At 63.4% G+C, this 22,331-nt stretch carries 11 protein-coding genes and 1 CRISPR repeat array; of the genes, 2 read left to right on the forward strand and 9 right to left on the reverse strand.

Annotated features, from left to right (window positions below):
- Positions 1–39 precede the first annotated feature (39 nt).
- Positions 40–4,698: a CRISPR direct-repeat array (repeat unit 36 nt; unit sequence GCTTCAATGAGGCCGCGGCGATTCGCCGCGGATAAC).
- A gap of 205 nt (positions 4,699–4,903) precedes the next feature.
- The 3 genes from cas2 to ACTFO6_RS00840 form a co-directional block, all read right to left on the reverse strand.
- Positions 4,904–5,197, reverse strand: coding sequence for a CRISPR-associated endonuclease Cas2 (cas2, locus tag ACTFO6_RS00830; protein WP_439932561.1), 294 nt, complete (start codon positions 5,195–5,197; stop codon positions 4,904–4,906).
- Between the two features lie 2 nt (positions 5,198–5,199).
- Complete coding sequence (cas4g/cas1g, locus tag ACTFO6_RS00835; protein WP_439932562.1) at positions 5,200–6,909, reverse strand: CRISPR-associated endonuclease Cas4g/Cas1g; 1,710 nt, start codon at positions 6,907–6,909, stop codon at positions 5,200–5,202.
- Positions 6,910–7,049: 140 nt separating this feature from the next.
- Positions 7,050–7,799, reverse strand: a complete 750-nt coding sequence (locus ACTFO6_RS00840) for an ERCC4 domain-containing protein (protein WP_439932563.1) — start codon at positions 7,797–7,799, stop codon at positions 7,050–7,052.
- A 182-nt stretch (positions 7,800–7,981) separates the two neighbouring features.
- Here ACTFO6_RS00840 and ACTFO6_RS00845 point away from each other — a divergent pair, with 182 nt between their 5' ends.
- Together ACTFO6_RS00845 and ACTFO6_RS00850 are read left to right on the forward strand one after the other, a co-directional pair.
- Positions 7,982–8,230, forward strand: coding sequence for a type II toxin-antitoxin system Phd/YefM family antitoxin (locus ACTFO6_RS00845; RefSeq protein WP_439932564.1), 249 nt, complete (start codon positions 7,982–7,984; stop codon positions 8,228–8,230).
- A 13-nt stretch (positions 8,231–8,243) separates the two neighbouring features.
- Positions 8,244–8,624 (forward strand): type II toxin-antitoxin system VapC family toxin, encoded by a 381-nt coding sequence (locus tag ACTFO6_RS00850; RefSeq protein WP_439932565.1) that lies wholly within the window; start codon positions 8,244–8,246, stop codon positions 8,622–8,624.
- Positions 8,625–8,749: 125 nt separating this feature from the next.
- Here the strand turns inward: ACTFO6_RS00850 and ACTFO6_RS00855 are convergent, their stop codons facing one another.
- From ACTFO6_RS00855 to cas3g, 6 genes are all read right to left on the reverse strand, one after another.
- Entirely contained in the window at positions 8,750–14,005 is a 5,256-nt protein-coding gene (locus ACTFO6_RS00855; protein WP_439932566.1) for a DUF4011 domain-containing protein, read from the reverse strand.
- Between the two features lie 89 nt (positions 14,006–14,094).
- On the reverse strand, positions 14,095–15,630 hold the full coding sequence (csb2, locus tag ACTFO6_RS00860; RefSeq protein WP_439932567.1) for a type I-G CRISPR-associated protein Csb2: 1,536 nt from the start codon (positions 15,628–15,630) through the stop codon (positions 14,095–14,097).
- Between the two features lie 6 nt (positions 15,631–15,636).
- A complete protein-coding gene (gene cas7g, locus ACTFO6_RS00865) occupies positions 15,637–16,650 on the reverse strand; it encodes a type I-G CRISPR-associated RAMP protein Csb1/Cas7g (protein WP_439932568.1) in 1,014 nt (337 codons plus the stop codon).
- Between the two features lie 11 nt (positions 16,651–16,661).
- Positions 16,662–19,121, reverse strand: a complete 2,460-nt coding sequence (cas8g1, locus tag ACTFO6_RS00870) for a type I-G CRISPR-associated protein Cas8g1/Csx17 (RefSeq protein ID WP_439932569.1) — start codon at positions 19,119–19,121, stop codon at positions 16,662–16,664.
- Positions 19,118–19,627 (reverse strand): nucleotidyl transferase AbiEii/AbiGii toxin family protein, encoded by a 510-nt coding sequence (locus tag ACTFO6_RS00875; protein ID WP_439932570.1) that lies wholly within the window; start codon positions 19,625–19,627, stop codon positions 19,118–19,120. The genes cas8g1 and ACTFO6_RS00875 overlap by 4 nt, the downstream gene beginning before the upstream one ends.
- The gene (gene cas3g, locus ACTFO6_RS00880) at positions 19,624–22,167 is read right to left on the reverse strand and encodes a type I-G CRISPR-associated helicase/endonuclease Cas3g (RefSeq protein ID WP_439932571.1); all 2,544 of its coding nucleotides are present in this window, start codon (positions 22,165–22,167) and stop codon (positions 19,624–19,626) included. Before cas3g ends, ACTFO6_RS00875 begins: the two co-directional genes overlap by 4 nt.
- Positions 22,168–22,331: the final 164 nt, after the last annotated feature.

Below are 22,331 nucleotides of genomic sequence, written 5' to 3' on the forward strand. Positions count from 1 at the left end.
ATAACTACTCAAGCACCCAGATCATACCGCGAGCCCCGGGCTTCAATGAGGCCGCGGCGATTCGCCGCGGATAACGCTGATCGAGCAGCGGACGAAAACGTTTGAGCGCAGGCTTCAATGAGGCCGCGGCGATTCGCCGCGGATAACTACTCAAGCACCCAGATCATACCGCGAGCCCCGGGCTTCAATGAGGCCGCGGCGATTCGCCGCGGATAACGCGTCTGGTGGCGTGTTTCTCCCCTCCCCTGTTCTGGTGCTTCAATGAGGCCGCGGCGATTCGCCGCGGATAACGAGGTCATCGCCGCAGGAAAAGCCGTGGCGGTGAGCGGCTTCAATGAGGCCGCGGCGATTCGCCGCGGATAACTGCGAGGAGACAGCGGATCGCATTCTGTCGGAAGTCGCTTCAATGAGGCCGCGGCGATTCGCCGCGGATAACGCGATGGATCGAGGTCCACGTCAGGGCCATGAGCACGCTTCAATGAGGCCGCGGCGATTCGCCGCGGATAACACAGTCGCGCCTTGGCCTCGAAGGTGAATACCGCGCGCTTCAATGAGGCCGCGGCGATTCGCCGCGGATAACCGCTTCGGTAGCTTGGCCAGACCCGCCAGAAGAATTGCTTCAATGAGGCCGCGGCGATTCGCCGCGGATAACCCGAGCGCCTCGTTCACCACCTGCGCCTCGTCGGCCCCGCTTCAATGAGGCCGCGGCGATTCGCCGCGGATAACGCCCGCTTTGTCCGAAGTGACAAGCGGCGCCTCCCGCTTCAATGAGGCCGCGGCGATTCGCCGCGGATAACGCAGGAGCAGGGCGCACAGAAAACGGCAGCGCTCGCGCTTCAATGAGGCCGCGGCGATTCGCCGCGGATAACCGCCTCGTGCCGTCTTCGAAGAACCAGCCGAAAATCGCTTCAATGAGGCCGCGGCGATTCGCCGCGGATAACGCAGCGCTCGCTGTCGATGCGGCGACGACCGTCTCGCTTCAATGAGGCCGCGGCGATTCGCCGCGGATAACCCTGGTGGATGTGCCGAGCGCCGCGGGGCCGGTGGTGCTTCAATGAGGCCGCGGCGATTCGCCGCGGATAACGAAGTGGCGCGGGACGTGCGCCGGGAACTGGCGCCGCGCTTCAATGAGGCCGCGGCGATTCGCCGCGGATAACAACTTGCTCAATGCAGAGAACTGTTTCTTGGAATAGCTTCAATGAGGCCGCGGCGATTCGCCGCGGATAACGAATCCGGGCGACGGTCCGAAGCCTGGTTCGGGACCCGCTTCAATGAGGCCGCGGCGATTCGCCGCGGATAACCGTGAAGCCTAGCGTCTTGCTCGTTACTCCATCGAAGCTTCAATGAGGCCGCGGCGATTCGCCGCGGATAACACGATGGCGGGCGGCGCTGGTTGCCCCAACGCCATGGGCTTCAATGAGGCCGCGGCGATTCGCCGCGGATAACGGCGGCCGCCCCCGTAGCCCTCCCCCGGATGGGACTCGCTTCAATGAGGCCGCGGCGATTCGCCGCGGATAACGGCCGCCGCCCGGATCACCGCCCGCTGCAGGTCGGCCGCTTCAATGAGGCCGCGGCGATTCGCCGCGGATAACCGGTCTCGATTGCGGACAGCGTGCGCGGGATCAACGAGCTTCAATGAGGCCGCGGCGATTCGCCGCGGATAACGACCTGCGGCTCGCCAAGGAAAAGGCGGACCTGCTGCTTCAATGAGGCCGCGGCGATTCGCCGCGGATAACGGTGATCCGCAACCTGCGCGACCCACAGGAGGATTTGCTTCAATGAGGCCGCGGCGATTCGCCGCGGATAACGGCCATGGCCCCAGGGGCCGGTACACCATGCCGGCCCGCTTCAATGAGGCCGCGGCGATTCGCCGCGGATAACTGCAATCGTTTCTTTCCTGGTTGGAACGGATCGCGCCGGCTTCAATGAGGCCGCGGCGATTCGCCGCGGATAACAACGTCGCCCGGACCGCGTCAACCGCGTCGCTAAAGCTTCAATGAGGCCGCGGCGATTCGCCGCGGATAACGCGTCGGTGTGTTGATGGCGTTCGCTCGTAGGCGATGGCTTCAATGAGGCCGCGGCGATTCGCCGCGGATAACCTCGACGCCGGTCGCCAAGCTCTACCTGGACGAGATCGAGCTTCAATGAGGCCGCGGCGATTCGCCGCGGATAACATACAGTCCCGCTCACTCTGATTCCCAGCGGCCCGGCTTCAATGAGGCCGCGGCGATTCGCCGCGGATAACCCTGGCTGTCGCGCCAGCAGTTTCTGGCCATCACAATGCTTCAATGAGGCCGCGGCGATTCGCCGCGGATAACCCCCGCTCCCGGGACGCGGGCAACACGGCGGACCTGCTTCAATGAGGCCGCGGCGATTCGCCGCGGATAACGAAGAGGTCGCGGCGGATGCCGATGTCCACCCCGACGCTTCAATGAGGCCGCGGCGATTCGCCGCGGATAACGCGCCCGGGAGCGCGACGGATCCGCAAGCTCGATGCGCTTCAATGAGGCCGCGGCGATTCGCCGCGGATAACTCCGCCAGAGCGAGTAAAAGAGCCCCGGCACCAGAAGCTTCAATGAGGCCGCGGCGATTCGCCGCGGATAACCTGCGGACCGGGTCGATGCGGCCATGGAGGGCCAGCTTCAATGAGGCCGCGGCGATTCGCCGCGGATAACGCCACCCTCGACCGACCAAATCACCTCGGCGACGGCGCTTCAATGAGGCCGCGGCGATTCGCCGCGGATAACCTCAGACTGGCGATCGAGCCGGCATTCAAGATGAAAGCTTCAATGAGGCCGCGGCGATTCGCCGCGGATAACGAGACGGCCCCGGCCCGCGTCGGCAGACACTATTAGCTTCAATGAGGCCGCGGCGATTCGCCGCGGATAACCGGGAGTCCCTCGAGTTCTTTCGCGCGAAGGGCCTGCTTCAATGAGGCCGCGGCGATTCGCCGCGGATAACTTTGTCTCGTGGCGGTCCCAGTCATCCTCCCCCTCCTTGCTTCAATGAGGCCGCGGCGATTCGCCGCGGATAACCTGCGGCAGCAGCGGGAACTTTTTGAAGCGCGACAGGCTTCAATGAGGCCGCGGCGATTCGCCGCGGATAACAACGAATTCCCTAATTTGTTCGTCAGTCATTCCACGCGCTTCAATGAGGCCGCGGCGATTCGCCGCGGATAACTCCGCTCGACGCGGAGACGCTGGGCTTCCTCGTGGCGCTTCAATGAGGCCGCGGCGATTCGCCGCGGATAACTTCTTCGCGCGGTGGTAGTCTTGAATCGAATTTCGGAGCTTCAATGAGGCCGCGGCGATTCGCCGCGGATAACTTATCGCGTGGCGGTCCCAGTCCCCCCCCCCCCTCCCTGCTTCAATGAGGCCGCGGCGATTCGCCGCGGATAACTTTCTCGCGGCGTTTCTCGGCGGCTTGATCTCTGCTGGCTTCAATGAGGCCGCGGCGATTCGCCGCGGATAACGGCGTACAAAGTCTTACCCGCCCCAGGCTGCCCGGGCTTCAATGAGGCCGCGGCGATTCGCCGCGGATAACGTACGATGAATCGGAGGACGTGGTTCCGTCACCGAGCTTCAATGAGGCCGCGGCGATTCGCCGCGGATAACGTGAGTCTCGAGCTCGGCGACGTAGCGCGGCACCTGGGCTTCAATGAGGCCGCGGCGATTCGCCGCGGATAACGGCATTAAGGTCTTCAAGTGGGTGCGTCGGGCGATGGCTTCAATGAGGCCGCGGCGATTCGCCGCGGATAACCTTAACCCACTCGAAATTCAAAAGAGCCGGAATAATGCTTCAATGAGGCCGCGGCGATTCGCCGCGGATAACCGCGCAAAAGCTCTTTCATTTTCCGTCTAGTCGTAGCTTCAATGAGGCCGCGGCGATTCGCCGCGGATAACGGGCAGCCCCAGCATTTCTGCATTCGCAAGGGTGCCGAGCTTCAATGAGGCCGCGGCGATTCGCCGCGGATAACTGCCCTTGCCGCCGAACCACCGAACAGGAGCGCGCAGCTTCAATGAGGCCGCGGCGATTCGCCGCGGATAACCCAGTTGGACTGGCCCGGCCGCCACCCATGCCTCGACGCTTCAATGAGGCCGCGGCGATTCGCCGCGGATAACTTGGTCCACATGAGATTGGTGTCGGTGGTCCACATGCTTCAATGAGGCCGCGGCGATTCGCCGCGGATAACATCTACTGCGCGCTGGTGGATGAATTGCATGCGCAGCTTCAATGAGGCCGCGGCGATTCGCCGCGGATAACGGGACATATCGTGCGCGGAGATTGCCTAGTGGACATGCTTCAATGAGGCCGCGGCGATTCGCCGCGGATAACGCAGCGCATTATGCAGGAAATTGCTCAGGACCTTGAGGCTTCAATGAGGCCGCGGCGATTCGCCGCGGATAACGTTTTGGCCGCCGGACTGGCGGTGTCCGCCCATGGAGCTTCAATGAGGCCGCGGCGATTCGCCGCGGATAACGGAGGTCTCGTGGTAGCCGATCCGCTTCTTCTCCTTGCTTCAATGAGGCCGCGGCGATTCGCCGCGGATAACGCAGTGGCTGCTGTTCGTGCATCCGGAGTACGGGGTGCTTCAATGAGGCCGCGGCGATTCGCCGCGGATAACCGGCGCAGGGTCTCGGCGAAGTCCACCTCGTCCACCACGCTTCAATGAGGCCGCGGCGATTCGCCGCGGATAACAGTCCCTTCGGGAGGCCGCATCCCGTCGGGCATCGCGAGGCAGAATGCGAGCGCTCCCCGGGATTTTTCTGAAAAATGCCCAGCAAGCTTCTTTTTATTCCCATCATTCATAAATTTCTTCGACTTTTCAAAGAGCTACCGTTTGCGAGCGGTCCAGCCGATAAGGTGCGCCACCGAAGCGCTCGCGCACGAAAAGCAAAAAAAATCACACGATCACCGGCTCACGCTCAATGGGTGTGAAGGTCTTTCCGAGGCTCACGACCCGGGGCACGACCCTCTCGGCCAGGCCGAGATCGAGCAGGACAATGTGATCATCGCCATGGTGAATGATTCCGTCCAGCAATGCAATCAATTCCGCGTGCCGCTCGCGGCTCAGCCGGCATTGGAACACGGAAAGCTGGAGCCATTCCCCGTAGCCCTGCATGATCCTGAACACCCTGCGCCAGCGCTTCGGATGACGGATGTCGTAGGCGACGATGTAAAGGCGCTCGTCGTTCATAGTCAGCGGGTCGTGAAGTTGGGGTACTCGGGGATCTCGCCCAGCAGATGGCGCGCCAGGAGGCGGGCCTGGAGCTCCAAAAGGCGCCGGTAACTCACTTTGTAGCCGAAGAGCGGATGGGTAATCTCGTGGCTCAGCCGGCGTTCGAAGGCGGCGATGAAACGCTTGCGCCCGTCGGGGGTCAAGGCGACGCTTGCTGCCGCGCTGATGAAATCCGTAGGACGTACCTCGCCGTTATTGATCGCCTGGATAACGCTGGAATCGGCGATCAGGGGTCTAAACGGCTCCATCATGTCCAGGGCGAGGGCGGGGCGGCCGTACCGTGGTTGGTGGTAAAAGCCGCGGTAAGGGTCGAAGCCGACCGCCGCGAGCACCACCGTCCAGGTGCGCATCAGGAGCGAATAGGCGTAAGAAAGCAGCGCGTTCACGGGATCGGTGGGAGGCCGTCGGTTGCGCGTGCGGAAATCGAAGGCCATGGACGTGCCATCCCGGTCGCGGCTCAGTAGCGCAGCAAACTGGCTGAAGTAACGCGCCGCCGCCTGGCCTTCGGCGCCCAAAAGCTCCGGCAGATTCTTCGCCCGCTGCGCCCGGCGGATGTCTTCCTGGAATTGGGCCGTCAAATCCTCGGGGCGTTCCTCGCCCTTCCAGTTTCGCCGCAAAAGGGTCCGCGCGTTCTGGATCTTGGCGACCACGAAGCCTTTCGAAAGCTGCAGGCAGGTGAAAGGATCGAAGCTCGCCCGATACTGGGCGGTGCGGATCTCCACGTTCTTGTGTCCCGTGCCGATGGTGTGGCCCAGGAACCAGCCGCCGAAGGAATGCCAGGAGACGGGAATCTCCCGCGCCATCAGCTCGTGCAGCGTGGGCGTGGTGACGTATACGTTTCCCATGAGCACGAGCTGCGAAACGTCGATCAGGCGCACGGTCTGCGCCTTCTCGTTCTCGACGGAGATTTCCAGGATTTCGCCCTTCTTGCTCACCTTGGCACCACGCGCCTGTACATAGAGCGGCAGCGCCTCGTCGCGCGCGACGGCCAGGGGCCGGGGCGGTGTCTCCTGCCGGCGAAGAAAGTTCACCTCGTCCGGAAGGCAGATGCCCACCAGCGAGCAGCGCGGGCACTTGGGACTGTCTTCCAGCGGCGGCGGGATCTGCCCGCCAGCCGCGATGAGCCGCAATCCGTCGATGGCGTTGCGCGTCAAGGCGCACAGCTCTTCATCGAAGGGCACCCGGACCCGCTCCCGGCTCTCCGTGAAGTAAAGCACCCCTTCATCGCAGGCGTAGCCGTGCTCCTCCAGGATCAAGCCTTGAACGCAGAGCTGCACCCGCTCCGGATCGTAGGCGCCGTGGGCCACGTGAGGCCGCTTTCCCCGTTTGTAGTCCACCGGGACGACGCGGCCGCCTTCCGCCTCGATCAGGTCCATCTTGGCGATCAGGCCGAGCCGGTTGGAGGAAAGGGTGATGGAGCGGGCATGGATCCGCTCGCCTTCCGCGGCTTCCTCGGGCGGCGGAAGCTCACCGCTCGGCCGGTCCACCCGCCGGTGGGCATGGCGGCCCTCCACCGTGTCGGAAGATTCCGCCCATTCTCCCTGCACCCATTCCAGATAGGCAAGCCGCGGGCAATACTGGTACTCGTTCACCATGCGCGCCGGCAAAAGCGGCATGTCGCCGGTGAGCTCCGGGAAGGGCAGGGGCAGCTCTTGCTGAACGTCGTCCATGACGGAAACGTGTCAAGCAATTCACCTTATACATCGATCATCCTTTTTCGTCATGCCGGCAATTTGAAAAATTGTTACTCTCTGGCGGGAATCGGTTGGGAGCGTCGCTGTGGGCCCGACCAGCAGGACCTTGAAGCGGATCACGAGGGATAAGCCGGCAACAGGCTGGAGCTTGCCGGTCGGTCATGGATTTCCGCAGCAAACCTGGGCTCGTAGCGTGCCCCCGGCTCCTCTACCGCCCAGCGGATTCGCCTGGCTGTGTGAGTGCCGATTCCGGCCACCGAGGCCAGTTCGCCTTCGCTTGCCGTCAATATCCTTTCCACGGTTCCAAAGCGCTCCAGCAGCCGGGTGGCGCGCGCCGGCCCGATGCCCGGTAATCCTTGGAGAAGGTATCGCTGCAAAGCTGCCTTGCCCTTGGGTCGCCACCCGCGGCGGGGAAGCGCTCCATGGGCCAGGGTGCGCCCCTGGCGCGCCACGTACAAAAAAGTTCGGACCGTTTCCGCAGGCGAGCGGGTTCTCAGCACCGGCAGACCGATGAATAGGCAGACGGTCACCAAAGCGCCCTGGATAGCTTCCCAGGCCATGCCGTGGCCTCCCAGGTCCTTGGAAGTTCCCTCCAGCACGAGGGCTGGCCGCAAGCCTTTTGCCTGGGCAAACCGCAGCGCCTGATTGAACAGCCGGCCGTCCTCGATGGAAAGCACCAGATCGGACAGTGTCTTGCGTTCGAACAAAAAGCGGCCGTCCACCTGGTAGTCGCCGAGCTTGAGCCGCTCCACTCGAACCTCGAAGGCAGCGGACTCCAAGAGCAGAGGGAGCAGCGAGCTCGACTGTTCCCGGTCGTCCACGACAATCGGGATCGGCTTTCGCGAATCGATGGATGATTCCCGCATGGGTTTGCTTCCTGCTAAGCCTTGCATAGGTGATCGCAACCGCTCGTTGTCAGGAGAAAGCTCAGAGCCGCAATAAATCTTGAATGGAAATCAGTGACCTGCCTCATACCCCGCTCCCGCGCGTGCCGATCATACGATCCCAGCATCTTGCTACAATGTGCTACGATTGCTACACTCGAGACATGAGCAAGACGATTACTCAGCGCGAACTACGAAACGATTCCGCCGCCATCCTCCGTGAAGTGCAGGCGGGCGAGACCATCATCGTCACGCGCAACGGCGTACCCGTGGCCGAGCTGCGGCCGATCCATCCGCGCCGGTTCGTGCCCCGCGCGGTTATTGCCGAAGCCGCGGCGCGGGCGCCACGCATCGACGTCAACCGCTTTCGCGCGGATCTCGACGCGGTAATCGACTCGTCCGTCGATGGCTGAAACGAGCCGGGGATTGCTGGATACGTCCGTCGTCATCGACCATGACGTAGTGGACCCGGCGCTGCTTCCTGACGAATCCGCCATCGCGGCCATCACTCTGGCCGAGCTCGCCGCCGGACCGCACGCGACCCGCGACGAACGGGAACGGGCATGGCGTCAGGACAGGCTGCAATGGGCGGCCGCGACCTGGGACCCGCTCCCGTTCGACGCCGAAGCGGCCCGCATGTACGGCCGCGTGTTCGCCGCCGTGAAGGCCGCGGGACGATCGAGCCGCGCGCGTCTTGCGGATCTGCTCATCGCGGCGACCGCCGCGGCCCATGGGCTGCCGTTGTACACGCGCAATCCTTCCGACTTCACCGGGCTCGAGGAAGTTGTCGCCGTCATCGTGGTTTGAATTCCCTCAAAAAGAAGGCTGCGGCGTGCGGTCGATGATTGCCTCCCAAAGCGCAAGTGCCCTACGTATCGACTGTCCAGCAGCCCCCGCGAAAAGACGGGCGCACGCTTCGGCCAAAGCGCGAATCAGGAAATAGAATCTGACAGACCTCGTCCAGCCGAGGCCTTTCGCAACGCAGTTTCCAGCTTGTCCAGCTCGCGCTCGGGATCGGTCCACCAATCGGTCGACCAGATTCGATGAAGCGACCACCCCAGTCCCTCCAGGATATGCTGTCGCAGCCGGTCACGGTCGCGGGCCGTGGGAAGCGCGTGATAGGTCGCACCGTCGCACTCGATGCCGAGGATGTAGCGGCCGGGCTGTCGGGGGTCTACCACGGCAAGGTCGATGCGGTAACCCGAGCAGCCGACCTGCGGATGAACGATCCAGCCTCTGTCGCGGAGCGCTCGCATGACGTCTGCCTCGAGCGGGCTCTCCGATTCCAACCCGGTCGGCACGGCCTGCTGAACGATGGCCTGCGGTCCTTTGGCCGCGTACTCGAGGTACGTCTTGAGGTCGGCTACACCGGAGGCCCGAATGCGCGAAAGGTCGATGTCCTCGCCGAGGATGGAGCTGAAGATCGTGACCCCCATGCGCGCTCGCGTGATAGCGACGTTGAGACGCCTCTGGCCGCCCTCCTGGTTGAGCGGGCCGAAGTTCATTGCCATCCGGCCGGCCGCATCCTTTCCATAGGTGATGGAGAACAGGATGAGGTCCCGCTCGTCGCCCTGCACGTTCTCCAGGTTCTTGATGAAGAGCCGTTCCGGACCGTGCTCGTCGATGCGCATTTCCAACTCGGGCGCCCTGCGCAGCTCTTCGTCTAGCAGCATCTCGATCAACCGCTGTTGCGGCTGGTTAAAGGTCACGACCCCGAGCGTCATGCGGCGCCGCTCCTCGTTGGAAAAGTGCTCGACAATCGTCTTTACGATCGCCTCAGCTTCGGCACGGTTGGTACGGCTTCCGCCCCGATCGTAGATGCCGGGCACGGCGACGAGTTTCACCGCCATGTCCCGCGTCACAGGCGACGGGAACGTGATCAGGCGCGAGTCGTAATAGCGATGATTGGAGAACGCGATGAGACTTTCGTGGCGGCTGCGGTAGTGCCATTCCAGGCGTAGCGTAGGTAGACCCATACCTAGGCACTCGTCGAGGATGCTTTCAAGATCCCGGACCGGCGCGTTCTCAGAATCGTCTGCGACCTCCTCTCCCATCTCGTCCGCGCGATTGAAGAAATTTGTCGGTGGGAGCTGCTTTGGGTCGCCGACCACCACGACCTGCCGGCCGCGCGCGATCGCGCCCACTGCGTCCCACACCGGAATCTGCGACGCTTCGTCGAATATCACAATGTCGAATGCCGATTGTGAAGCGTCGAGATACTGGGCAACAGACAGCGGCGACATCAGAAGGCACGGCTTGAGCCTGCGCAGGAGATTTGGAATGCGCTGCACCAGCTTGCGCACCGGCAGGTGCGCGCGTTGCTTCGCCAGCTCCTTCAGCAGTGTCCCCATCTCTGGATCGGGCTTTTGCCCTGTGCGCTGCTGCGGCACCTTGCTTGCCAGCACCGCGGCGAGGTACTTCTCGGTCAGCTTCTCGAAGCGTTCGTCGGCGAGCCTGAACTCGTGGATTCGGCGTTCGTGCTCGCCGCTGGAGAAATTGCGAAGCACCGGTTCACGATCGATCACCGCCTTCAGCCACCAGACCTGGTAGGAGTATTCCACGTATGCTTCGATGTCCCGTGCGGCGATTTTGCCCGCTTCGTGGCGCGCTACGACGGCTTCCAACCCGCTGTTGATCGCTTGCTCGCGTAACTGCCGCCAGCGGCACCAGAGCCTTAAGGAACGTCGAGCCGAACTCCAGCCGGCGGCGACCAAGCGCACGCGGCTCGGCAGCCCCGCCGCACGCGGTTCGCCTCCAAATAACGGCGTAGTGCCGGCAAGTGCGCTTACCGTCTCGAGATGCGCTCGGAACGCGCGATAAGCGTCGCGGAAAGCGGTCAGTCGTTCGGCGAGCGGGCCCTCGGGAAGAAGCGCGGCGCTCCGCTCGGCAATCACGCTTCTCAGCCGTTCTTTGACCTGGGCGCTTGCCCCCGCCTCCATGCAAGCCGTGACTCGGCCGATCGCCTCTTCGAGCTGCGTAGACCACTGTGCGTAGCGCCCGACCGCGCTCCAGTCCGTGTCCAGACCTTTGTACTCCGCGCCCAGCCATTCCATCGCCTGGGCTTCCAGAGCCTTCAGCGCCCGATCTTCGGTATTGAGCCCGCGCAAGGCGTCCAGAAGCTGGGGCATGGCTTCAGAAAGCGGTCTTTTACCATCCACGGTGTAAGGCAGCAGGCGCCCGCTGACCGCCCGCTGGGCGAACCAGCGCTTCGGCCACCAGGTTATGGACGCCAACGCCCATGCCTGGGCGAGAGATGCTCCGTCGGCCAGCGCCACGTCTGGCTTGAACACCGGCGAGAGCTGAGCCCAGAGCGCACGCCGCTTCTCGCCGTGCCGTTGAAGCATCTGCATTCCCGTTCGGACGCGCGCGTCGAAGCATTGTGCCGCGTACCCCGGCGGCACGCCTGCCGCCTGGAGAAGGGGATCGACCACGCCGTCGATCGCGTCCAGCAGGGCGGAAGAGGGCGTGCTGAGACTGAGCCCAAATACAGGTGCCAGCTCCTCAGCCACCGTTTGGAGACGTGCCGCGGCGGTGTCAAGCGCCGCTGCATGCTTGAAAAGGCTTTCCTCCCAGGCGTTCGTCCAGTCTGTGCGATGCACTAGGGCGAGCGGATGGTGCGCCAGCGTGCCCAGCTCGCCGATCACGGCACCGATGCTTTTCGCGAGGTCGCGTATTTGATCGAGCGTGCGCTCATCGTGCACGTCTGGATCTGGCCATGGCATCGGTGCGGCGGGCCATTGGCGGTATTGAATTGCGACGTCCATGGCCCGACGCACCGTCAGACCGTTGCGATGCCTCTGGTGCAACAGGCGGGCGAATTCGTTCAACTGCGCGCGCAACCTCCCGAGCCGTTCGGCTTCCCGCTCCCAACCCTCCTCACTGAACCGGCTGGAAACCTCGATCGCGGCGCGAAGTTGGGCGAGCACCTCCGTCTTGCGCGCCTTGGCGGAGTGCAGCTCCAAGCAGAATGGACCCAGCCCGATCGCGTTGAGCCGCCGATGCACCACGTCGAGGGCCGCCATCTTCTCGGCGACAAAGAGCACGGTTTTCCCCTGGCCGAGGAAGTGGGCGATGAGATTCGTGATGGTTTGCGATTTGCCCGTTCCCGGCGGCCCTTCAAGGACGAAGTCGCGCCCTGCCGCGGCCCGGCTGACGGCGTTCAATTGCGAGGAATCGGCGATCAGAGGAGTAAGAAGGCTCCCTGGAGGGTGGCGCTCGTCCAGATCGGTGCGTTGGGAGAGATCCTCGGGCGTCCCGAACGGCTCATGGGGACGTTCGATCAGATGGCGCACCACGGGGTTTTTCTTCAGCTCCTCGGCGCGATCCTGAAGGTCTTTCCACATCAGGAATTTCGTGAACGAGAAGATGCCCAGATAGACGTCTTCCACAACCTCCCAGCGCGGGATTTCTTTCACCGCGAGGCGGAAGATCTGCCAGATCTTGTTCACGTCCACGCCGCCCCCGTCTGCCGGCAGCGGATCGAGGCCCTTCAGCGTGATCTGGAAGTTCTGGCGCAGAAGCTCGAGCAGGGTCGGGTTTACGATCGTCTCGTCGTCGTGCCGGCTGATGGCATAGCCGGTGCGCACCGACTGCCGAGTCAGGGTGACCGGTACGAGGAGGATCGGCGCAAGATGGGTCCGCTCGGCTCGCTCGTCCTCGGCCCACCGCAGGAAACCGAGCGCCAGGAAAAGCGTGTTCGCGCCGCCTTCCTCCAGACCCAGGCGCGCGGTGCTGTAGATTTCATACAGCCGGCTGTCGAGCGTCTTCGCCTCGACGGGCGCAAGCAGTTCCTTGCGCTGCATCGCCTCGCGGGCAAGCGCTTCGACCGGGTCGGTGCCCGTGCGCCGTGCGGCAACTGCCGCAACGCGCGGATCGTCGCCCTGCATGATCGGCGGCAAAGCGCGGAACTTCCACTCCTGGCCCTCGGAAAGGGCGTCCTCGACATGTGCGGGGTCGGGAATGCGCAGCGGCAGCGTCGTCCGGGTGGGCTTGAAATTGATCAGCCGGTTGCGCAACGTGAGGTCGAGAAGCTTCGACTTCCAGCGTGCGAGCCGGCCCTCGGGCGTTTCGGGCCGCTCCTCTTCGTCGAGCAAGATCGTCTCGCCCTCGAGAGGAGGGAGCGGCGGCGCGGGTTCGACCGTGGGCAGGTCGGCAGTGTTGGGCCTGGGCACCTCTCCGGCAAGCGCTTGCGTCCGGGTGGGCAGCGGCCGGATCTGCTCGATGCGCGCCCGCTTTACATCCAGGGCGAAGAGGAACTCCGCTTCGTCCTGCAGGTGAGACAACCCCGTCTCGCAGGCACTTCGCAGCGGAGCGACCGGTCGCTGCGCGAGCAGCGTCGTCTCGAACACGAGTAGCTCTCCGCTTGCGACGCGCTTTCGCACCGCCTGGGGATCGTCGAACACCGCGGTCGGTAGTGTCGTGTTGATCAACCAGCAGCCGGCCCAGGCATGCCCCTTCTTGATGAGAACAAGAGGATTGAGCCCCGCCTGCTCGAGGCACGACGTGATGAGCATTACGAGATCGAGGCAAGTGGCGACGCCTCCCGACAGGACCCGATCCGGGGTACGGATCTTCTGACCCTCCATGCCGAACGATGCAGGAGGGACGCTGTAGTGAAGGTTGGCGGCTGCTACAGCGCCGTAGACTGACGAGATTTGCCCCCACACGTCCTCGCGGTTCCTGGACTGATAACCGTTTAACATACGCCCCGTGCCCGAGCGCGCGAGGAGCTCGGCGGCGTCGAAGAGCAGGCGGTCGACCGCGGGATCGTTCGGAAGCGAGAAAGCAGCGAGCAGCTCCGGCAGGCCGCGGCTCCCAGCCCACTGATCGTAGGCGAGCACCTCGATGGGGTGGTCAAAGTGGGCAATCTCCCCACCGCCCGCCCTTATGTCGACCAAGATCCGCCCGCGCTCGGCTTCTGTAAGTTCCGCGAGATAGCGATGCTCGAACTTGAGATCGAGCGCTTCGAGCCGGCGCATCTCACCCGGCGCGAGCCGCTCAAAGCGAAGCTGCATCGGCTCAGCGAACGGCGGCTCGCAACGTACCGTTACCTCGATATCGCGCAACGGCTCATCAGCAGAGTTGGCAATGTTGAGACTGCGGATAAGGGGAACGTTATTCTGATAGGAGGCGTAGCTGACCGTCGGATCCGCCTTGATCTCGATCTCAACCCTGCCTTCACCCTGCAAGGCTCTGCCTCTATCGATTGAAGCGCTATCCATTACGCACCCCTTCTTCGTGCCTAGTTTCCGCTACTTGCTCGGTTCCTTCCGACACCCTATGCGGGCGCGAATAGCCCAAGACCGAAGTGGCAGGCAAAGCCGAGGGCAATCGGTCCTCGGACAGGCGCAGCAAAGCGAATCTCCAGCAAGCGGCCGAGCTTGTCGGGCTGAACCAGACCACGTTTGCCGCGGAAGCGGTGGTAGTGCAGAGGCTTCAAGCGCCGGCCGTCAAAATCGCGATCGGGCAGTTCGCGGAAATCGACGATCTCGGGCAGGTCCTTCCCGCGTGCGTGCCATTCCCTGCGTAGTTGTGCGAGCAGGGCTTCGTACAAGGCCTCGGGCGAGCGCGCCGCGGGCTTTTTTAGATGCCAGGGGTGCAGCCAGGGCGTAAGGCTTTGCCAGACAGCCGAGGTGCCCACCAGCGGCGTCAGCTGCTCGAAAAGCTGCGCCGGACCGCAGCCTTCCAGCAGCAAACGCAGTTTTGTGTCCTCACCCTGTGGCAAGGATGGCAAGTCGGTGAGAACACGAACCGCCTCCGAGCTCAAACCTCGGGGTGCATGCACCAGCACATGGGTGATCTCGCCGCGTTCGTTCGGCTCGGGCAGCCAGAAGGCGTGGCCGTGGCGGTTGTCCTTCCCGAGTTCGTGGCCCGAGAGTTCAGCAGGAATGCGGTCCGGCCCGAGGCGTTGCCGTGCTCGCCTCATCGCGGCCAGGCGCAGGGCTTCGCCGATGCGCACCGCGTCCTCGATCCGCGGCAGCGGCTTGCCGTAGAGGGCGAAGCGGGCGGTGGTGATGGCGTGTTCGGTCTTGTGAGCAGGTCGTCGCGGTGCTGTCTGGGTCGCCACTGCCTTGAGCGCATGCAGCGGTCGCCGATAGCTGACCCAGCGCGCGGCGGGCGGCAGGCTCCAGCCCGCTTTCTGGATGTCCGCGGTGTCGAGGCTCAGCGCATCGAGCCAGTTCTCGGGCAAGGTTGCGGCAATGCTCTTGGGTAGCTTCTTGCGTGAACCTATCTGCTCCGCACGGAAATCGGCGTATTGCTGCGGCGGTAATGGAATGAGCAGCTGCACGATCTCGCCTACTTCGCCGGTTTCGGTGTCCACGTCCTGCTCGGCGGGGACACAGTTGTAGCCATCCGTCCAGGACGTACGCTCGGCATGGACCCACGACTCGGCGCGGCCGAAGTAGCCGAGCATGTTGAGCAGCGCGTCGAGCAACTCCTGCTCTTTGCCAGGCAGTTCCAGCTCCGGCCACGCGATGACCACGGGATCATCAGGGCGCAAACGCACGAAGGCGTCGAAGATCAAGGTGCGCTTGTCGCCCTTGGTCGGCATGTAATGTCGCGTATGCGCGTGAATCACGTCCTCGGGCAGACGGAACTTCGGTAGGGGCGCCTCGGCGATATGCGCCAGCAAGGATTCGAGCCGTTCACGTGGATAACGGTGCGCATCGAGTTTGCGATGCCAGGTGGCGATCAGTGCGCGGAACAGGCGCCATGGTTCCGGCGGCCAGGCGATATCCGCCTCGTTGACGTGCCGCCCCCACGGTGTGGCGTGATAACGCCCGGCGGGGAAGGTGAGGGCAATCGTGAGCATTGGGCTTTACCCGACCGCGTTTTCGCCTTCCTTGCTTCTCCTTTTGGACGCCTTGGCCGAGGCATCCCAGCGCACGGTCGTCACGCGGGCTTTGGGATCCTCGGGCCAGCCCTTTTCCTTAGCCACGCGCGCGATGAGTCCGGGCAGTGCACTTTCCAGCGTGCTGCGGTCTGGCACCGTAAATCCAGACGGACGCGTGACGGTAAGCGCGTCGCACTCCAGATCGCAAGCGGTCCGTAGCCGAAGACCTTCGTCGAGAAAGGCGCGGATCTTGAAGAGCCCCAAAGCGATAAGAAGTTCGGTCACCGCATTGCCCAATCCGTAACCGCGGATCTGGGCAAGGTCGAGGTTGAAGTAGGCGGTAATTCTGGGCGAGGTGAATTCCGAGCGAGCGAACGGCACGTTGCCGAAACCCTTGGACGTGTCGCCCGAGGGATTGACATGATCGTTCTTTACGCCCCCACTCTGCGCTTCACGCACGTCTTGCGCTTCGATGAATGCCGAGAGCGCTCGCGGTAGACGCAATCTGCCGCCGGCCAGGTCCGATTTGGCGAGAAATACGCCGTGCAGTAGTGCGTTTGTATCCATCCGGAGCAGAACAGCGGCAAGCTTGCGAATGTCCACGGGACCTTCCTCCATTTCTGCCAATTCCCGCTTGAGCTGATTCAGAACGGAGGCGTCCTTGCCCTCCAGAATGTAGGGTGAGTTCGTACGATGCGCTTCGAGCACGGTATTCGTGAGCGGCTGTCCGTTTCCGTCGCACACCTTGATGACCGGCAATCCCTTGAGCGGCGGGACCCAGTCATCGGCGATCTTGTCCCAGCAGACGACTTCCAAACGATTCGCCATGCTCTGCGCGGATTCGACCAGCAGCATCCGCGAGCCGTCCGGTCCGTCATAGGTCGCGGCACCGAGATTGGGAAAGCCAGTGGGCTGGAAGCGCGTACCCTGCAAAGGCTTCAAATGCGCCTCGAGCAGCAGACGTGGGACATTTTGGAGTGCGGAAAAGTCGAGCGACATGGGCATTCTCCTTAAGCGGTGTGTTCGAGAGATTCCTCGGGGGATTCGGACTCGGGTATGAGATCGAGCCAGCGCAGCAGGCGTCCGGTCTCGCTAAAGGTCATGGGAATCATCAGCACGGCAAGCAGCCGCTGGCCGTCGAGGCCGGCAGCGCAAGGCGGCTCCCGCACGGGCAACTTTACACCCAGCGCGCGCAGGCGTTGCCAGGCGATCTCCAGTGCAGCGCTAATGTCACCGCTGGCCAGCCGGGCGGGCATTTCCGCGGGCAGGCGCAAGCCGCGGTCCGGCGGCAGCCACTCACGCCCGTCAATCTTTATCGCACGCAGCAGGGATTCCGGGGTGAAAAACGGCTTCAAGATTGCATAAGCAGGCATTGGCGGCACGGCTTCCGATGCTTCCGGCTGCACGACCTGTCTCAAATCGGCACACGCAAGACCTGCCAGCAGCTCGGCGATGCGCCGATCGTCGCTCTGGCCATCAAGAAAGCGATGAACGTCGGAGATCGCCGCGCCCGTGCGGCTGCGCAGCAGTTCCCCTTCGGCGTTCAGGCGCACCGCTTCCAGCCGGCGGCGATGCAACACCGTCGCCAGATTGCGCGTCAGCGGCCCTGTGCTCCAGCAAACGAGGTGGCTGTCTTTGTCCCAGGACTGGGCATCCCGACTAATCGGCACGAGGTGTGGACGCAGGCCCAGATATTGCCGTTTACCGTTTTCCTCCACGGGCAAAGAGAGGCCAGCAAGCGCAAGCGCAATGCGGAATTCCAAACTGCCATCGTCGGCACGGCGCACCCATTCTGCCGAAAGAGTAGGGACGGGGCCGATCGCTTCGCGAGTTTTGGGGCTGGTGACGCACAAAGCTTCGATGCGGCCGAGCTGGCGCAGCACCTCCTGCACAACCGTGCGTCCGGGGCTTTGCGCGAGCGCGAACAGCGCAGCATCGAGGCGCGCGGCGGCGGCACGGAAGGCGTTTGGTACCTTGTCGTCTCGAGCATAGCGCTGCACATATGCGAGCCATTCACGCTGTTCGAGTTCGTCAATCAGATCGGCCTGAGGATTGCGGCGCACGGCTAAACGCGAAAGTGGCGTTGCCAAGAAGGCCTTGCCGGAACGCATGACGAAAGCGTAACGCTGGAACGCGGCGATGCCTCGATCCACTCCGAGCCGAGCTACTGCGCGAGTGAAATCTAATCCGTCGCGCGCTGGACGCGTGCCCAAGGCTGCGCGTCCCTCGGCGAATAGGCTTAGAACCTCTTCGATGCCAAAAGGCGACGACCACAACGGCATCCAGATCTCGCCGCGAGCGTCGGTGTCGTCGCCGGACGCGGCGGCGCCTTCCGTGGCCAGGCGGCTGCGGACGGTAAACGGCGCCGAGAGTACCGCAGCACTGTTCGATTCCAGACGCCGTGCCGCCGAGGCGGCGAGTAGCACCGCCCCTTCCAGCATCAGAATGAAATCCCAGGGATTGATACGTGCAGTGCCTTCAAAGCCAGAAGTGGTGTTCGGGCCGCCGGCGCTGCCGGGCGAGAACTGGCCGATCGCTCGCTCGATCAGCGTCGCCGAAGGCCGAGCGAACAAGGCCGTACAGAGAAGCTCTCTGGCTTGCGGCTTCGGCTCGCCAGTGGCGATATCAAAGACGTCGGCGAGGCGCTGCATGAAGTTGTTGGTGAAATCGAGATTTCCATCGTTTCCGCCGGTGCCAAGGAGCGGCGGATACCTGGGTTCTCGATCTGCGAGAACGATGGCTGCATCGAGCCATTTGAGCGCAGCCTCAGGAATGCCATTTCGGACGTAAGCGACAAATTCATTCTTCACGTCAGCTTCCGGCGCTTTGACGAGTTGGAAGCGCTGAATGGCTGAACGAGCGGAACTGATCACTTTCCGATATAGCGCGAATCGGGAGGCAGTTGATCGTTCAACAACTTCAAGCGCCCTTGTCGCTTCGGTGGGTTGATCGCGCTTACCCGTCTTTACTTTCTTCCCGGTTACGGGATCTTTTTCGTTCAACTTTCCTTCTTGGTAGTAGAAACCACTGCCGCCATTCCATGGCGCAACAATCGGCGTCGGCTGATAGCGCTGCAGGAAAAACTCCAGCAACTCGTCCTCGTTCAACCGTGTACCCAGCACGAAGACATCGTTGCGCCAGAAGCCCGTGGCGTCCGGATCGCCCGCCTGTTCGGCGACCAGCCGCAGAACCGCGAGGGCCTTGAGGTAGGACGCGAGTGGCATCGGCGTGCAGCCGTGCAGCACGATTTCGTTGCGGCCGCGGCCGCTGGAATAACTCGGCTGCGGTTCGCGCACCTGTTGACCTGGCGCCCGGCTTGCCGCCTGGCGCGTGCGCTCGGCGTGGGTGGTCAGCCGATCCAGCGCCTCCAGCCGTTCGCGCAGGGAAAGCGCACGCCAGCGTTTCAACTGTTCGCGGCGGCTGCCGTCGAAGGTAGTCTTGGACCAGTCGATATGCTCTTGTTCGCTCATGGCTTGCCCTCGTCTTCGAGCATCCAGCGCAGATGCTGGATGTCATCCAAGTCGCGCGGTCTTCCGGCCGCTTCCTTCATGCGGATCAGAGTCGGGATGGAGACGAACCGTGCGGGCAGGCCGGGAGCGATTTCGCCAGCCAGCGCCCTCTCATATTCCTGTTCGAAGTCGAACGGTTCGTAAACGAACACATCTACGGATGTCTCGCGATGGCGGTCGCTGAAGAAGTTGAGCACCTGCATGCCCTTTTCCTCGATCCAGCGCTGTCGCTGCGTCGCGTCGGTGAACTGGTCGGCGGTCACGGGAGCCGTCGGCCGATAGCCGATCCGGGCGAGTGCGGAGAAGGCAGAGATGACATTGCCGGCGTCCAACGCGATCACAAGGTCTATGTCAGCGGTGAAGCGCAAATAACCATGCGCGTTGACCGCAAGCCCCCCGGCGACGAGGTAGCGCACACCCGCCTCGTTGAGCACCTTGGCCACGGCCTCGAAGGCATCGAGTTTCATGCCTGCTCCTTGCGCGAGGCACGCCAGTCTGCGACACGCACGAGCGCCTCGCACCAGGCGAGCTTGAATGGGCCGATGGCGTTCAAGAGGCGTCGCGTGCGGGTGATCCAGGACGGGCCTTGGGCGCCCTCACCCAGCTTCATCAGATTTAGGCGCAGAGTGCAGGCCGGCACCATCTCACCGTCTGAGAACCGCACTTCCGGCAAGACGTCGCCTTCCCAAACGCCGCGCGCGAAGAGCCGACCATCCAGAGCTTCGTTCTCTTCAGGCAGCGCCCGCAGCGACAGGCGCACCTTGCCGTGGTGCGCAGCGATCAAGTAGGCGATCAGGCTGGTCGTCTCATCCGCGGCATGGTTCTGGGTCGCAAGCCAAGCCAAGGCGGACGCCAGTTCGTGCCGAAAGTGCGGCCGCTCGATCTCCTTTCCGTCCGGTTCGCGCAGGACGTAACGCGGTCTGCCTGGCTTGGCTCCCGGCTTCCGGCCCGCCTTGGCCCAGAACCCGTCGCCCAAGCGCTCACCGGCGGCTTGTTCGTGCGCCGCACGCAGCATGTTTTGAAAGGCTTCGTGCGCTTTGCCGAGATCGTGCCAGCGGGCGGCGCGGATGATCGCATCGCAATGAGCACTCGGTAGCGCCTGGCACAGCACCCGGGCCTCGGATTCAACGTCGGCCAGATGCACCGGCAGCGCGACGGGCTTCTCCAGCAGGCTGCGGTGCTCGTCGTCGTAGGCTTCCAGTGCTTCTTCGATTGCCGCCGGCTGCGCAATCGGCGGGACTGGTGTCTTCAGATCGGCGGACAGCCCGAGATCCAGCCCATAGCCGCCCGCCACAGCCGCCACCAGCAGTGTCATACCGGGACGCAGCCGATCGTTCTCGGTCTGCGCCTGCCAGCGCCGTGCGAGCGGGTCCCAGCGCCACGCCTGGCCGTACTCGAGCCGCTTCAGAAGTTGCCTCGCCACGCCAAATCCGGCGCGGCACAGTTCGTCGCGGCCAGGTCCGGGTTGCAAGGGCTCGTTGGGGCTTTCACCGAAGTCGCGCCAGAAGACGAACACATCGGCGTCATCGGCATCCCGTACGTAAGGCGCAATGTCCACGTCGAAGCCGGAGAGATCGGGATCTGTGTTGAACAGGTCCAAAAAATCCTTGCGCCGGATGACGGGGTGTAATGGCGCGGCCTCGTCCGTTGGGGGCAGGTCGCCTGGACTGGCGCTGGCAAGTTTCCGCAGCTTCGCGCGCGCTGCAGCCAGCGCTTCCGTTGCATAGGGCTGTGCGGCGTCTTTGTCGTCGGCGATGTCGATCCAATAAATGTCTGCACCGTCGCTTTCGTTGCACTCGCCATAACGATTGCAGCGGCCAAAGCGCTGCACCAGCGAAGACCAGGGCGCGAGTTCGGTGAACAGCGTGCGGCAGGTCATGTCCACGCCGGCTTCAATGGCCTGCGTGGCGACCACGATGCGGCCCTGCTCCGATACCGGCGCGGAGAGTTTCGCCTCCTGCGCGCGCCGATCTGGGCCTCGGAAACGTGAATGGATCAGGATGACATCGGTCTCGTGGCGATCATGCGACTGGGCGCTTCGTTTGCGACGACCGGCCTGCGCTTCCGGAAACAGCGCGCCATATACCGCCTGCGCCCGCTCCACGGTATTCACGATCACCAAAGTGGTGCTGCCGGGCTTGTGCTGACTCAGGATCTGCTTCGCCAGGGACTGAACGTATTCGGCAAGGTCTTTTTTCGCTGCGGAACTCAGGCTTACCCCCGCACGCCGCAAATGCTTGGTAGCCTGGATCCGCTGGCGAACAGCGGGACTTTGCCGCTCCTCTTCGGAGAGTCCGTGCACGGCGAGCGCGTAGGCATCCAAGTCCACCGTCGTGAGCCAATCCCGGCTGAGCGTAGCGGAGACCCACAGGCTGCGGCTGGTGCTGGCAAGCGAAAAGTGCCGACGAAACGCTTCGAGCTGCACACTGGTAGGCAATCCCGGACCCATCAGTTGCACCTCGTCGAAGACCCAGAAGGCGTCGTTGTGCAACCACGCAAAGTGGACCGGCCATTGGTAGCGGCTCATGCCATAGCCCCGCATCAGCGCACGTGACAGCAGCATGTCCTGCGTGCCGATCAGGACCATGTCCTCTTCCGGATACTCGGCCCAGGTGGCCTGTGCGACATCCTCGGAGCCGCCCATCAGCAAATGCACCGAGACCTTACCCTCGCCGGGCTCGCCGAGGATGCCGAGATTTTCGAGCCAGCCTTGGACGTTCTGGTGTGTCTGCTCGACCAACACCCGCATCGGCAAACAATAGACGAGCCGGCGCGGGGTTTGCTGATCTGGTGGTTGCGCGCGCCCGCCCTGGCGCCAGCCCCGCTTCCATAGCCAGGCGAGCACGACCGCGGCGGTTTTGCCCATCCCTGTGGGCACATCGAGCAGGTCGGGCCATGAGTGACCGTCAAATTTCTCCTCTGCCAATTGGCGCTGGTACTCGAACGGCTTGAAATCGTCACCCGTCTGCCTGCCGAAAGCGCACCTGAAGAAATCGTCGAACGTCACGGGTCTCTCCTGATGATCTCCCGGTGTCCCCCATCGCTAAGATGTGGAGGGAAGGTGTTTTCTTTCGGATGTATTGACGACGCGCAATGTCTCCGGACGAACGGCGGTTTGTGCTCCACCTGCATTGTAGCTACAGTCATAAAGAGGTTGTTACCAGGAGCTTC

This window comes from Pelomicrobium sp. G1 (assembly GCF_051905455.1).
Lineage (GTDB): Bacteria > Pseudomonadota > Gammaproteobacteria > Burkholderiales > UBA6910 > Pelomicrobium.

Excerpts from the sequence above, each read along its gene's own strand:
- cas2 (WP_439932561.1), bottom strand. The coding sequence starts at position 5,197 with ATGAACGACGAGCGCCTTTACATCGTCGCCTACGACATCCGTCATCCG.
- cas4g/cas1g (WP_439932562.1), bottom strand. The coding sequence starts at position 6,909 with ATGGACGACGTTCAGCAAGAGCTGCCCCTGCCCTTCCCGGAGCTCACC.
- ACTFO6_RS00840 (WP_439932563.1), bottom strand. The coding sequence starts at position 7,799 with ATGCGGGAATCATCCATCGATTCGCGAAAGCCGATCCCGATTGTCGTG.
- ACTFO6_RS00845 (WP_439932564.1), top strand. The coding sequence starts at position 7,982 with ATGAGCAAGACGATTACTCAGCGCGAACTACGAAACGATTCCGCCGCC.
- csb2 (WP_439932567.1), bottom strand. The coding sequence starts at position 15,630 with ATGCTCACGATTGCCCTCACCTTCCCCGCCGGGCGTTATCACGCCACA.
- cas7g (WP_439932568.1), bottom strand. The coding sequence starts at position 16,650 with ATGTCGCTCGACTTTTCCGCACTCCAAAATGTCCCACGTCTGCTGCTC.
- cas8g1 (WP_439932569.1), bottom strand. The coding sequence starts at position 19,121 with ATGAGCGAACAAGAGCATATCGACTGGTCCAAGACTACCTTCGACGGC.
- ACTFO6_RS00875 (WP_439932570.1), bottom strand. The coding sequence starts at position 19,627 with ATGAAACTCGATGCCTTCGAGGCCGTGGCCAAGGTGCTCAACGAGGCG.